The following is a 12,785-nucleotide window of genomic DNA, read 5'->3' as shown; positions in this document are numbered from 1 at the left end:
ACGATATCAGCCTTCGGACCAGGCCAGCGGCCACCCTCCTTCATGCAGGCGCCCTTGTTTGACCTGAATGCGCCAAAGGCGCAGTGCGCCGGCATGCTCGGCTTGCTCCGGGCTGTCATGCTCGACCTTCGCCAAACCCTGCAACCACAGCAAGGCACCACTGGCAAAGTCAATGAACAGCAAGCCGACCCGGGGGTTGCTCACGATGTTGCCCAGCGTGTTGAACATGAAGTTGCCGGTGTAGTCGGGCACCGTCAACACCGTGCCATCCGTGGCTTCGCGCACCTTCACGAAACCAGACAGGCCACCCCGGTGCGAAACATCCACCCCTTCGCTTCGGGGCACATCACCACCTTGGGCATGGGCCGACGCCGAGGCCACAAAAAACGTGTCGGCTTGCTCGATGATGGCCCGAGCCGTGGCCGACAGATGCGCACCCTCCGTCAACACCTGGGCCATGCCGGCTGCCGCCCCTTCGGGCTGCCAGACCGCTTCCCGAGGTTGGATGTACTTGGGGCAGTTGCCAAAACTCTGCCGCACCGCCACCGAGGCGCCCACTTCGTCCACCGCCATCAACACGCCATTCATGCGATTGCGTCGGCGCGTGTGTGGCTGGATGCCCAGCAAACCCACTTGCGCACCGGCTTGCCAGCTGCCAGCCAGGGGGTCGTCGGCCAACAAGCCGCCCCGCAAGTGCAACACCTGGGGATCGGGCGAGACCATGAACCCCGGCGGCCCCGCCATCATCGAGGCCCACGGCCAGCCTTGCGCATCCAAGGCCCCGATGATGAGGAAAGGCAAGGTGGCAAAGAAGTCGCGGTGCTGCTGGGGCATGTGATCGCGGATGAACTGGCGCCCTCTGGACTCCATCACCTCGCGCACGCCGGCCAGGGTTTGCATGTGCTGCTCGCCGGCATGGAAAGGCGAGTCGGCCCCGGGCGCGTTCATGCTGCAGGCTTGCTAAAAGGCTGGGTGGATGGCATGGGCACGAAGCCTGGCAAGGCCTCCACCTCGGCCAACCACCGTTGCACCTGGGGATAGTCTTCCAGCGCAATGCCACCTTCGGGCACGCGGGCGGTGTAGCTGTACATGGCCACATCGGCCACCGTCGGGTGCTGCTCGGAGGCCAGAAAGCGCTGGCCGCTCAAGCGCTGATCCATCACCAACAGCAATTGCCTGGCGGTGTCCAGCACGGCCTTGTCCGGGGTGCCGCCCACCAGCGTGGTCCAACGCGCCTTGGCCGCACCATGCGCCAATGGGCCTGCGGCCGCGCTCAGCCACCGCTGAACCTCGGCGATCTGCGCTGGCGCCTCGGGCCACCATTGCCGCTGAGGGTCGTACTTCAAGGCCAGGTAGGTGATGATCGCGTTGCTGTCGGCCAAGGTCAGCGGGCCGTCTTCCAGCACGGGCACTTGGCCAAAAAGGTTCTTGCTCAAAAAAGCCGCGCTTTTGTGTTCGCCCCCGCGCAGATCGACCGGCACCTGCTCGAAGGACAAACCCAGCAAAGACAGGAACAAGCGCACACGATGGGCGTGGCCAGACAGGGCGAAATCATGCAGGCGGATGGACATGTGAGGGCTCCTTGGTTGAACAGTGCCCTCAGCTTATGGCCAGAGATCGGCCATGTGAATGGGCGTGGCAGACAAGTCATCATTGCAATTTGCGCAACAATGGACGATGGACCAGCTTGATTCAATGCGCGTATTCGTGGCCGTGGCCGACGCCCAAAGCTTCGCGGGCGCCGCCCGGTTGCTCAAATGCTCACCCGCCGCCGTCACCCGCGCGGTGGCCGCCCTGGAGCAGCACCTGGGCGCACGCTTGCTGCACCGAACCACCCGCAGCCTGCGCCTGAGCGAGGCCGGCGAGCGCTACGTGGCCGATTGCCGCCGCATCCTCGCCGAGCTGGACGAAGCCGATGCCGTGGCCAGTGGCGCCCACGTCGATCCACAGGGCGAGCTCAAGATCACTGCGCCCGTGCTGTTTGGCCGCATCCACATGGCGCCCTTGTTGCTCGATTTTCTGAAAGAGCACCCGCGCCTGAGCGCCAGGGCCATGTTCGTGGACCGCCTGGTGCACTTGATCGACGAAGGTGTGGACGTGGCCCTGCGCATCGCGCACCTGCCCGATTCGTCCCTCACCGCCCTCAAGGTCGGCACCGTGCGCCGGGTGATCGTGGCTTCGCCCGACTACCTCGCGCGCCACGGCGAGCCACTGTCGCCCGACGACCTCGCGCGGCACGATGCGATCGGCATCTCCACATCTGGTGGCCCATTCACGCCTTGGCAGTTCGCGCGACCGGGCGCTGCCCACCGCGATCTCCACCCGGCGCCCACTCCCCGCGTGCAACTGACCGTCAACGCCAGCGAAGTGGCCATCCTGGCGGCCAAGTCGGGCCATGGCCTGGTCCGAACCATGTCCTACCAGGTGGCCGAAGATGTGGCCCGTGGTCACCTGCGCATCGTGCTGGCCGACTGCGAACCCGTGCCCGTGCCCGTGCACCTGGTGCATCCCGAAGGCCGGCACGCCGCCGCCAAGGTCCGCGCCTTCCTGGACTTTGCCGCGGCACGGCTGCGCGCCCACCCTGCTCTCAACGATGTTGATCCACCACGGGCACAGTGATTGCAGCTGAAGCTTCAGGTGGCCATTCCGGCCACCCCCTCAGCAGGAGACTTGCCATGGCAACAACAGTGCCCGACTCTGCAACGCCCGAGATCCAGACCATCTACCGCCAGCTGGAAAAGGGCCTTGGCCATGAACTGGTCAACGACGACAACGTCTTCGCCCTGATTGACTTGGCAAAGCACCACGGCCACCAATTGCTCGAGCGTGAACTGCGAGAATGGCAAGCCCCCTGCTCCACGCCCGACGACCGCCCCCGCACCATCGCCCCCAGCGGCGGCTTCAACAAGGAACACGTCAGGCATTGAACCCGGTGATGCCGGCGTAGGCCACCCTGACCTCTTCAACACCGTGCGTGCGCTCCAACCGCCGCACGATGAAGTGTCCACGGGCCATGCGCTGGAAGTGCTCCATGAACAAGGTGTTGATCACCGCCCCGCCCACCGCGCCCACGATGGGCACGGCCTGGGCCATCACCTTTTCAGACACGTTGACTGAAAAGCGCGAAGCGACTTGCGCGATGAACTGCACCAAGGCGGTCCCCTTGCGCTGAACCAAACCCTTTTGCGCCGCGTGCCGAGCGGCTTCTGACACCGCCTGGGCCATGGCTGCACGGGCCGCGAAGTAGCCAGCCTCGGCTGCATCGTCCTGGCCCGAGCGGCCCCCCAGCGCCAGCACTTGCACGCATTCAAGCTGCGACTCCGGCGTGCTCAAATCCTCGCCCTCACTGCGCGCCACATCGGCGATCGAGCGCAACATGATCGTCGTCGACACCGGCAACTCGATCAACAAGGTGGACAGGCCAAAGGCACCGCCCAAAGCGCCCGACGCCCCCACGGCCAGCTTGTGCCACCCGTTGGACGAATGACTCGCGGGCAAACTGTTCATGGTACTCAGGGCCACGTCCATGGCTTTGGCAATGGCCTTGCTGGCCGCCTCGTTGACCACCGAAGCCCATTTTTTGGGCAGCATGCCGTAGCCCTTTTCCAGGGGCGTGCCCAGCACATCGCTGATCCGGGCCACCAGGCCTGGGTTTTCAAGCAAGGCCTTGGCTTGGCGCAGTTCGCCCAGGTCGGCAGAAGAAAGTGGCATGGTCGAATCCTTTGGTTGCATGCTTGGCTAGCAAATGATGCGCCCGTGGTGGCCCACTGCACCCTTTTGCGCCCGACAAAACCCTGCCTGGCTTGCAACTTCGCGGCAAAGGTATCCTGCGCACCATGCATGACGCGTGCGCTCCAGGTTTTCTTCGCCGCCTTTTCATCATGGCCACCCTCGCGGTCGGGCACTGCACGCCCGCCATGGCCGAGTCGCTGCGCTGCAACGGCAACATCGCCTCCGAAGGCGATTCCCGCATGTCCGTTCTGTACAAGTGCGGCCAACCGGTGCTGGCCGACAGCTTTTGCGCCCCGGTGTACTACGCCCCGACGCTGATGCCGGTACCCCAACCGTTTGCCAGCGTGGTGATCCCCTGCCAACCGGTGGAGGAGTGGCTCTATGACCGCGGTGAGGGCAACCTGATGGCCACGGTGCGCTTCAGGGCCGGCGTGGTGCAGACCATCAGCTACGGCCGAAGCCCACGTTGAGCCTCGTGGCCAGGCGGTGGAAGTTGCTGCGGTCCATGCCCGCCTCGCGTGCGGCCGCCGCCATGGCACCGCCATGCTTGGCCAAGGCCGCCTCAATCCACTGCCGCTGAAAGGCATCGGTGGCAACCCGCAGCCCTTCGCCATCCAGCACCACAGTTGGCGGCGCTTCATGCCCTGATGCTCTCAGTGCCGGCTCTGCGTGGGCGGCTTCACCCAGGTTGAGGTGAACCGGGTCGATGGCCACCCACCTTGCAGACCGCCCTTGCTCGGACAGGGCCCTCAGCGCAGCGCGGTTGATCAGATGCTCCAGCTCGCGAACATTGCCCGGCCAGTCATAGGCCAGCAACGCCGTTTTGGCCTGGGGTGACAAACGCAGATTGCGTGCCCCCAGGCGGTGCTGGTTTTCTTCCAGAAACCCGCCCGCCAGGCTCAGCACATCGCGGCCACGCTCTCGCAGGGGCGGCACATGCAGCGGATACACCGACAAGCGGTGGTACAGGTCGGCGCGAAAACGCCCTTGCGCCACCTCCTGCTTCAGATCCCGGTTGGTCGCGGCCACCACCCTCACGTCTACCCGCAGTGCCTTGTCGCTGCCCGGCCTTTGCAGCTCCCCGCTTTGCAGCACCCGCAGCAACTTGGCCTGCACCGCCGGTGACAGTTCACCCACCTCATCCAGGAACAAGGTGCCGCCATCGGCCAGCTCGAACTTGCCAACGCGGTCCTGAACCGCCCCGGTGAACGCGCCTCGCTTGTGACCGAACAGCTCACTGTCGGCCAGGGTGTCGGGCAAGGCCGCACAGTTGAGCTGGATGAGGGGTCGATCGTGGCGGGCGGATTGGGCATGCAGTTGCTGGGCCACCAATTCCTTGCCGACACCTGTTTCGCCCAGGATCAGCACCGTCAGATCCGAAGACGCCACGATGTTGATCTCGCTCAGCAATTGCTGCAGCGGCCCACTGTGGCCCAACAAGCGCCGCGGCTGCTGGCCCGTTTGCAGCAAGGCCCGTGACACGGCCTGCTCACGTTCGGCACGCTCGGCCAGCGCGCCAATGGTGTCCTGCTTTTCTATGCCGTCTTCCAGCAAAGCGGTCAACGCCCGCAGTTGCTCGGGCGACACATCGGCCAAGCCGCCGGGCGTCAAGGCATCAAGGGTGACCAAACCCCACAAGCGCCCTCCCAACCTCAAAGGTGCGCCCATGCAGTCGTGCACCGGCAGGATGTGCGGGTGCCCCGCCACCAGGCCATCGTAGGGATCGGGCAGAGGGCAATCAGGGGGAAAACGCAAGCCCTGGCCGCTGGACAGCAATTGCGCCAGCCTGGGGTGTTGCGACACGGCAAACCGCCTGCCCAGCGTGTCTTCGCTCAAGCCATCAATGGCCACGGGCACCAGCACATCGCCCTCCAGCCGCAGCAAGGCCGCCGCATCGCACTTCACCAGTGCCCGCGCCGCAGAAAGAAGCCGCTGGCATGGCGTCATCACGCCTTCTTTGGTCAATTCGACAACATTCATGTCATTTCGACAACAATTACGTTGCAGTCATTTTAACAACGCACTACACCGGTGTGTGATAAATCAAGCACTTGCAAGCGCCGTGGGTTTGGCACGGAATTTGGATTGAATCGGCAAACGTTCAAACCACCTCCAGGAGCCCAAGCATGTTTTCAGCCCAGACCATCGCCCTCATCAAGGCCACCGTGCCCGTGCTTCAACAGCATGGCGAAGCCATCACCACGCACTTCTACCAGTTGATGTTGCGCGAGCACCCGGAGCTCAAGGCATTCTTCAATGAAGCCCACCAGGCGCAAGGTACCCAGGCGCGGGCCCTGGCAGGTGCCGTGCTGGCCTACGCCGCCAACATCGACCGCCTGGAAGCCTTGGCAGGCGCCCTGCCCCGCATCATCCAAAAACACGTGTCTCTGGGCGTTGAGCCTCAGCACTACCCCATCGTGGGCCAATGCCTGCTGCGCGCCATCAAGGAGGTGTTGGGTGATGCCGCCACCGACGACATTATCGCCGCCTGGGGTGAGGCCTACACGGCCCTGGCCGACTTGCTGATTGATGCAGAAGAACAGGTCTATCAGGCCAATGCCGCCAAGCTGGGCGGATGGCGTGGCACCCGAGCCTTCAAGGTCGCGCGCAAGGAAACTGAAAGCGAGCTGATCACCTCCTTCTACCTGGAGCCCAGCGATGGCGGAGCGCTGCCGGCCTTCCAGCCCGGCCAGTACCTGACCTTGGTGCTCAAGGTTCATGGGCAAGAACTGCGCCGCAACTATTCCTTGTCAGACGCGCCCGGCAAGCCCTGGCTGCGCATCAGCGTCAAACGCGAAGCCGGTGGGCTGGCGTCCAACTGGTTGCATGACGAGGTCCAGGTTGGGCAAGAACTGCAGGTGCAGGCGCCCAGTGGCGACTTCGTGCTGGACGAAGCCACCCGCCCCTTGGTGCTGATCACCGGCGGCGTGGGCATCACACCCGCGATGAGCATGCTCGAAGCCCATGCCGGCTCGGGCCGCCCCATCCACTTCATCCACGCTGCCCGGCATGGCGGTGTGCACGCCTTCCGTGCACGGGTGGATGAACTTGTCGCACAACATGCGAACGTGCGCGCCACGTACGTCTACGAAGAGCCGCGTGGCACCGAGGCACCCCACACCATCGGCAGGGTCAGCCAGGATTTGCTCAGCCAGCATTTGCCGGATGACCGTGATGTGGACGTCTACTTCATCGGCCCCAAGCCCTTCATGCAGGCCATTTACCAGTTTGGCAAAGACCTGGGCGTGCAGGCCAACCGGCTGCGCTTCGAATTTTTTGGGCCCACTGAAGCCCTGGCATGAACCATCAAGCGGGGTCGTGAGCGGCTCCGCTGCCCCCGGGCTGGCACAAAGCATGCATCCGAGTTTGGCTCGGGAGACATGTCGTGACCAGCCAACACGAACGGCGCTTGCAGCCCCGCTCTATGCCAGACACTTTCGCCCGGATTGAAATCACCCGGGTGAATGCGCGCGTGCCCATGAATCGTGCGGAGCAACGCCTCGCTTTGCTCATCTGGGTTTGCTCCATTTGCATTGCATTGCTGACGCTGTCCAAGGCGATTGAACTGCTCTGTCGCCTTTTCAAAGCCCTTGCCTAGGAAGCCGCCTGCGGTTCACGTCTCGGCACGTCATGCCCCGGGCATGGGCAGGATCAAGCTGGTGAACTCACCTCACCACTAAATCTGACAGCAGCAGGATGAGTTCGGCTACGTCGAACGGCTTAGCCAGATGGGCTTGGTAACCCGCAAGCAACGCCTTTTTTCGGTCTTCGGCCCGCGCGAAAGCAGTGAGGGCAAGCGCCGGAATTTTCTCGTTCTTTGCCTCGTTCGCACGAAGCAAGCGCATGAATTGGTAGCCATCCATTCCCGGCATGCCGATGTCACTCACAATGGCTCGAGGCCTGCGTTGCTGAAGGGCTGCCATAGCGCCTTGCGCGGATTCGAAGCAGGTGACCTCAGCGCCCACACCTTCGAGTACGCGCTGTAGCAGCTCACGTGCGTCAGCCTCGTCGTCTATGACATATATGTGAACTCCCGTAAGATCAGGCAGTCCTAAATTGTCTGAAGACGGCTCCTCTGACGTGGGATGAATGCGCAGTTCGCGCTCGTCTTCCAGCTGCACTATGGAGACGGGGAGATTGACAAAGAACGTCGACCCTTTTCCTTCGCCCAGGCTTGATGCACGGATTGATCCACCGTGCAGCTCAACCAACTGCTTGCTGATTGACAACCCAAGCCCAAGGCCACCGTGTGCTCTCGTTGTTGAACTGTCTTTCTGGGCAAAGCGATCGAACACGTATGGCAAGAAGTTTGCCGGAATGCCGGCACCCGTATCGCTGACGCTCAGCTCGAGATGTGAGTTGATGCGCTGAAGAAGGACATGGATCTGCCCGCCCTTCGGCGTGAACTTGACCGCGTTGGTCAAGAGGTTCCACACCACCTGCTGCAAGCGATCACTGTCGCCGCAGACCACCGTCTGGACCGGGTCAAGCATGACCTTCATGCGAATGTCTTTGGCCTCGGCAGAGGGGCGTGCAGTGTCTACGGCGGCCTGAACGATGTCCGACAGGGATATTTGTCGGATGTCGAGCCGCAGCTTCCCGCTCATGATCCTGCCGAGGTCAAGAAGATCATTGATGAGCTGCGCCTGCGCCCGCGCGTTTCTATCGATGACCTGGATCCCCTTCTTCTGCTTGTCTGACATGCCCGAGTCATCTCTCAGCAGGATCTGAGTCCAACCCATGATTGCGCTCAAGGGCGTGCGCAACTCATGCGACAGGACGGTTAGGAACTCATCCTTTGCCCGCGCGGCTCGCTGCGCTTCCATGCGCGCGGTGCGCTCGGCTTCAAGCAAACTTTCGTGCTCATGCGTTGCAGCCTCAGCTGCCTCGTTTCGCTTTCGCTCTGTCAGGTCGCGCGTAAGCTTGGCAAAGCCGATTAGCCGGCCGGCGTCGTCTCTCAGCGCTGTGATGGTGACATTCGCCCATAATTTGCTGCCGTCTTTCCTCAGGCGCCAGCCTTCGTCAACGAAGCTGCCCTTCAAGGTGGCCTCCTGCAATTCGTAGTCGGGCCAGCCGGTCTCCCTGATCTCGGGCGGGTAAAAAACTGAGAAATGTTGCCCGATGATTTCTTCGCTCTTGTAGCCTTTGATGCGTTCAGCGCCAACATTCCATGTGGCAACGTTACCGTTGACGTCGAGCATGAAGATCGCATAGTCGGAAACCCCTTCGACCAGCAACCTAAAGCGTTCTTCGCTCCGGCGCAGCTCCTCTTCGTGATTCCGGCGCTGGGTAAGATCCCGCGTTACCTTTGCAAATCCGACAAGCGTCCCGTCAGGCGCACGCAAAGCCGTGATCACCACATTGGCCCAGAAAAGCGAGCCGTCTTTTCTCACTCGCCAACCTTCGTCCTCAAACGAACCCACTTCAGCAGCGACCTCCAATTCATGTTCTGGAAGACGGCGCGCTAACGCCTCCGGCGGATAAAAACGAGAAAAGTGCTGACCGATGATCTCATTCGCCTGGTAGCCCTTGAAGCGCTCGGCGCCGGGATTCCAGGTTTGAACGTGGCCTGTCGGATCCAGCATGAAGATGGCGTAATCGCGCACGCTTTCTATTAAGAGCCGGAATCGCTGCTCGCTCTGACGAATTTGGTCGCCATCCTTGCCTGTTTTTGAATGAGTCATACGGCCAATGGACTTCACGGGTAATCTGAATGGTGGCACCTTGCACACATAGCGGTACTACCACCATACCCCGATTGAGCCGCGGACTTGGTGTCGACCTGCCAGGTCGCAGGAGCTTACTGGAACGCAAGAAAGTCTTACACGAGATCTTGGATTGCGATGACCTCACCGTGGCCTTTAGCTCACCGGGTGGAGTACCGAAAATTTATAGGGCGCCGATGGGTGCCGCCTTACGTGCAGACCCAACCACCAGACCTTCAAAGACTGGGCCAACTTGACGGGGTTCTTTCTTAGGCGCTCATCATCAGCCAAGACCCGAACACGGACAGCCTCAGCGGGGGCACGAACATGGGCCTCCTTTAAGTCTGGAGTGCCCAAGGAGCCCGAAAGGAACTGGTCGTTCCGGGCACATGCCGGACGGTTCAAAGAAAAACCCCCTACGAGAACCGGTCTCATAGGGGGCATTCTGTTTTTGGCGGAGATGGAGGGATTCGAACCCTCGATACGCTTTTGGCGTATGCTCCCTTAGCAGGGGAGTACCTTCGACCACTCGGCCACATCTCCAGCACAACTAGCATTATAGCCGCGAAAACCGCGCCAGCCTTGACGCTGCTCTTAAAAACAGCCCTCAAAACAACGGCGCGTTCACCGCCTTGGCATCAAGCTGCGCGGGCTTCTTCCAGGCCAAAGGCCTTGTGCAAGGCACGCACCGCCAGCTCCATGTATTTCTCATCGATCACGACCGAGGTCTTGATCTCGCTGGTGGTGATCATCTGGATGTTGATGCTCTCTTCCGACAGGCAACGGAACATCGTGCTGGCGATGCCCACGTGGCTGCGCATGCCGATGCCCACGATGCTGACCTTGCAGATCTTGGGGTCGCCCACCACTTGCTGCGCGCCCAAAGCCGGCACCACCTTGGTTTCCAGCAACTCCATCGTGCGCGCGTAATCGTTGCGGTGCACGGTGAACGAGAAATCGGTCTTGCCATCGTGCGACACGTTCTGGATGATCACGTCCACGTCGATGTTGGCCTCGGCCACCTTGCCCAGGATCTGGTAGGCGATGCCCGGGGTGTCGGGCACGCCGACCACGGTGATTTTGGCTTCGTCGCGGTTGAAAGCGATGCCAGAGACGACGGCTTGTTCCATTTTTTCATCTTCCTCAAAACTGATCAGCGTGCCCGATGCGGCTTCCACATCGAGGTCAATGTCCCAGGGGGTGAAGCTGGACAAAACGCGAAGCGGCACACGGTATTTGCCGGCAAATTCAACCGAACGGATCTGCAGCACCTTGGAGCCCAGGCTGGCCATCTCCAGCATCTCTTCAAAGCTGATGCTGTTCAGACGGCGCGCCTCAGGAACCACGCGCGGGTCGGTGGTGTACACACCGTCCACGTCCGTGTAGATCAGGCATTCGTCGGCCTTCATGGCCGCGGCAATCGCCACGGCGGAAGTGTCCGAACCACCGCGACCCAAGGTCGTGATGTGGCCATTGGGATCGACACCCTGGAAGCCGGTGATGACCACCACTTTACCCGCAGCCAGGTCGGCGCGCACACGCACGTCATCGATGCTTTCGATGCGGGCCTTGGTGAAGGACGAATCGGTTTTGATGGGCACCTGCCAACCAGCGTAACTCACCGACTCCAGGCCTTCAGCCTGCAGCGCGATGGCCAGAAGGCCCACGGACACCTGTTCGCCCGTGGAGGCAATCATGTCGAGTTCGCGGGGGCTGGCGCGGTCGGAGATTTCCTTGGCCAGGCCGAGCAGGCGGTTGGTGTCGCCGCTCATGGCCGAGGGCACGACCACCAGTTGGTGGCCAGCACGCACCCACTTGGCCACGCGCTTGGCGACGTTGCGGATGCGCTCCGTGGAGCCCATCGACGTGCCGCCGTATTTGTGAACGATCAGTGCCATGTCAGATGAAGTTGTAGGGTAACGATTTACTCGGTCGAGCCTTCGATTTTAGCCCGTTCAGCCAGCACAGCCCCGCCTCCCATGATCGAGACACGTTAAATTGTCAGATTGGGCACCCAAATCAGGGTGACTTGGGGCTCACCAGGGGCGGCCAACGCACGGGCATCCACCCCCAGGCCCCGAGCGAACACCAATTGGTCCCGGGCAAACACCAGAGGGCCGGCCCGCTCCCACTCGGGCACCGCTTGCGACTGAAACTGCTTGCGCAAGGCACGCGAAGGCCGGCCAGGGCCGAGCTGAAAATCCTCGCCGCCTTGGCGAGCCCGGATTTCGACGTGCGCCAGACGAGACAAGGCCACGCCGCCCTGATCGACCACCGACACCACCAACTCGCCGCCCCACTGTGGCAAGGCATACCGCCCCGGCCGATCAATGTTCAGCAGCACCGTGGGGCACACATCATCACCAGGCGACTGCCGGGCCAGCGCAGCCGGTCGGCAAATCAACACCCCTCGGTACAGGCAGACATCGAAAGCGCCGGCCCGCCATTGGATGGACCGGCCAGTGTCCACCAATGCGGGCAATTCCTGCGTCAGGCGCGCCACCGAACTGGCTGGCAGATGCCGATCAGTGCAAGTGGTGAACCAGTGCCGCAGCAACTCCCGCTGGTGCGGCAAAGGCAAGGCCAGCAAGGCGGGTGCACTCAAGGCATCTGCCCGCCCAGGCACCAACAAGGGGGCCAAGGACTGCGCCAGCCAGTCATCCAGGCAAGCGCGGGCATCGGCGGCCCTGGCGGCAGACTGCGCCAAAGACACCTCGGCTTGCTCGAACGCTGAGGCCAAGGCCGGCCAGACCGTCAACCGGACGCGGTTGCGGGCGAAACGGGGATCGGCATTGCTGTCGTCTTCCACATGGCTGAGTCCGTGCTGCGCCACATAAGCTTCGATGGCGCGCCTTGGATGCGCCAACCATGGCCGCGCCCAGCAAATGCCATGGCGATCAACCGTTGAAGGCATGGCCGATAAACCGGCGATCCCTGACCCACGAAGCGCTTGCAGCAAAAAGGTCTCGGCCTGATCACGGCGGTGGTGGGCCAACAGCACGGTGTCTGCGCCAACCTCCTGCGCCATCTCGGTCAAGGCCCGATAGCGCCCTTCACGCGCCAGGGCTTCAACGCTGTCACCCGGGTTCTGATTCAGCTTGAGCCGGCGCCACACCAGGCTGACCGGAAGGCCTTGTGCCGCCCAAGCCTCGCATTGCGCTTGGGCATGCGCCAGCCACTGGTCGGCATGTGCGCTCAAGCCGTGGTGCACATGCAGGGCTACCACGCGCAAGCCGGGTTGCTCGAGGGCGGCCACGGCGGTGGCGTGCAGCAAGGCCGTGGAATCGCGGCCGCCGCTGTAAGCCACGGCAATGGCTTGGCCGCCGTGCTCGTCAACGGCGCCCATGG

Annotated in this window: 11 protein-coding genes and 1 tRNA gene; 4 read left to right on the top strand and 8 right to left on the bottom strand. The window is 62.5% G+C overall.

Annotated features, from left to right (window positions below; genetic code table 11):
* Positions 1-6 precede the first annotated feature (6 nt).
* Both LQ232_RS21600 and LQ232_RS21595 read right to left on the bottom strand, forming a co-directional pair.
* Positions 7-948 carry a pyridoxamine 5'-phosphate oxidase family protein gene (locus tag LQ232_RS21600; RefSeq protein WP_230182463.1) on the bottom strand — a complete coding sequence of 314 codons (942 nt, stop codon included), beginning with the start codon at positions 946-948 and terminating at the stop codon, positions 7-9.
* Positions 945-1,571 carry a glutathione S-transferase family protein gene (locus LQ232_RS21595; protein WP_230182462.1) on the bottom strand — a complete coding sequence of 209 codons (627 nt, stop codon included), beginning with the start codon at positions 1,569-1,571 and terminating at the stop codon, positions 945-947. The genes LQ232_RS21600 and LQ232_RS21595 overlap by 4 nt, the downstream gene beginning before the upstream one ends.
* 124 nt (positions 1,572-1,695) lie before the next feature.
* Here LQ232_RS21595 and LQ232_RS21590 point away from each other — a divergent pair, with 124 nt between their 5' ends.
* Positions 1,696-2,619 carry a LysR family transcriptional regulator gene (locus tag LQ232_RS21590; RefSeq protein ID WP_230182461.1) on the top strand — a complete coding sequence of 308 codons (924 nt, stop codon included), beginning with the start codon at positions 1,696-1,698 and terminating at the stop codon, positions 2,617-2,619.
* A 56-nt stretch (positions 2,620-2,675) separates the two neighbouring features.
* A complete protein-coding gene (locus LQ232_RS21585; protein ID WP_230182460.1) occupies positions 2,676-2,927 on the top strand; it encodes a hypothetical protein in 252 nt (83 codons plus the stop codon).
* On the opposite strand, the gene LQ232_RS21580 is transcribed toward LQ232_RS21585, so the two are convergent.
* Complete coding sequence (locus tag LQ232_RS21580) at positions 2,917-3,711, bottom strand: EcsC family protein (protein ID WP_230182459.1); 795 nt, start codon at positions 3,709-3,711, stop codon at positions 2,917-2,919. The genes LQ232_RS21585 and LQ232_RS21580 overlap by 11 nt on opposite strands.
* Before the next feature lie 170 nt (positions 3,712-3,881).
* Between LQ232_RS21580 and LQ232_RS21575 the strand changes: the two genes are divergently transcribed.
* Positions 3,882-4,202 carry a DUF2845 domain-containing protein gene (locus LQ232_RS21575; protein WP_230182458.1) on the top strand — a complete coding sequence of 107 codons (321 nt, stop codon included), beginning with the start codon at positions 3,882-3,884 and terminating at the stop codon, positions 4,200-4,202.
* Here LQ232_RS21575 and norR read toward each other — a convergent pair.
* Positions 4,177-5,712 carry a nitric oxide reductase transcriptional regulator NorR gene (norR, locus tag LQ232_RS21570; RefSeq protein ID WP_230182457.1) on the bottom strand — a complete coding sequence of 512 codons (1,536 nt, stop codon included), beginning with the start codon at positions 5,710-5,712 and terminating at the stop codon, positions 4,177-4,179. The two genes, LQ232_RS21575 and norR, sit on opposite strands and share 26 nt — an antisense overlap.
* 146 nt (positions 5,713-5,858) lie before the next feature.
* Here norR and hmpA point away from each other — a divergent pair, with 146 nt between their 5' ends.
* On the top strand, positions 5,859-7,034 hold the full coding sequence (gene hmpA, locus LQ232_RS21565; protein ID WP_230182456.1) for an NO-inducible flavohemoprotein: 1,176 nt from the start codon (positions 5,859-5,861) through the stop codon (positions 7,032-7,034).
* Between the two features lie 363 nt (positions 7,035-7,397).
* On the opposite strand, the gene LQ232_RS21560 is transcribed toward hmpA, so the two are convergent.
* From LQ232_RS21560 to tilS, 4 genes are all read right to left on the bottom strand, one after another.
* A complete protein-coding gene (locus LQ232_RS21560) occupies positions 7,398-9,434 on the bottom strand; it encodes a PAS domain-containing sensor histidine kinase (protein WP_230182455.1) in 2,037 nt (678 codons plus the stop codon).
* A gap of 455 nt (positions 9,435-9,889) precedes the next feature.
* Positions 9,890-9,980 (bottom strand) — tRNA-Ser (locus LQ232_RS21555).
* 95 nt (positions 9,981-10,075) lie between these two features.
* Positions 10,076-11,335 (bottom strand): aspartate kinase, encoded by a 1,260-nt coding sequence (locus tag LQ232_RS21550; RefSeq protein WP_230182454.1) that lies wholly within the window; start codon positions 11,333-11,335, stop codon positions 10,076-10,078.
* A 95-nt stretch (positions 11,336-11,430) separates the two neighbouring features.
* Positions 11,431-12,783: a tRNA lysidine(34) synthetase TilS gene (gene tilS, locus LQ232_RS21545; protein ID WP_230182453.1), complete on the bottom strand. Its 1,353-nt coding sequence runs from the start codon at positions 12,781-12,783 to the stop codon at positions 11,431-11,433.
* Positions 12,784-12,785: the final 2 nt, after the last annotated feature.

Origin of the sequence: Aquabacterium sp. CECT 9606 (assembly GCF_918741295.1) — a bacterium.
In the GTDB taxonomy this organism is placed as follows: Bacteria; Pseudomonadota; Gammaproteobacteria; order Burkholderiales; family Burkholderiaceae_C; genus Aquabacterium.
Note: the sequence above shows the minus strand (reverse complement) of the source record. Positions and strands in the feature narration are given on the sequence as shown.

Excerpts from the sequence above, each read along its gene's own strand:
- LQ232_RS21580 (WP_230182459.1), bottom strand. The coding sequence starts at position 3,711 with ATGCCACTTTCTTCTGCCGACCTGGGCGAACTGCGCCAAGCCAAGGCC.
- tilS (WP_230182453.1), bottom strand. The coding sequence starts at position 12,783 with ATGGGCGCCGTTGACGAGCACGGCGGCCAAGCCATTGCCGTGGCTTAC.
- LQ232_RS21550 (WP_230182454.1), bottom strand. The coding sequence starts at position 11,335 with ATGGCACTGATCGTTCACAAATACGGCGGCACGTCGATGGGCTCCACG.
- hmpA (WP_230182456.1), top strand. The coding sequence starts at position 5,859 with ATGTTTTCAGCCCAGACCATCGCCCTCATCAAGGCCACCGTGCCCGTG.
- LQ232_RS21595 (WP_230182462.1), bottom strand. The coding sequence starts at position 1,571 with ATGTCCATCCGCCTGCATGATTTCGCCCTGTCTGGCCACGCCCATCGT.
- LQ232_RS21590 (WP_230182461.1), top strand. The coding sequence starts at position 1,696 with ATGCGCGTATTCGTGGCCGTGGCCGACGCCCAAAGCTTCGCGGGCGCC.
- LQ232_RS21575 (WP_230182458.1), top strand. The coding sequence starts at position 3,882 with ATGGCCACCCTCGCGGTCGGGCACTGCACGCCCGCCATGGCCGAGTCG.
- norR (WP_230182457.1), bottom strand. The coding sequence starts at position 5,712 with ATGAATGTTGTCGAATTGACCAAAGAAGGCGTGATGACGCCATGCCAG.
- LQ232_RS21585 (WP_230182460.1), top strand. The coding sequence starts at position 2,676 with ATGGCAACAACAGTGCCCGACTCTGCAACGCCCGAGATCCAGACCATC.
- LQ232_RS21600 (WP_230182463.1), bottom strand. The coding sequence starts at position 948 with ATGAACGCGCCCGGGGCCGACTCGCCTTTCCATGCCGGCGAGCAGCAC.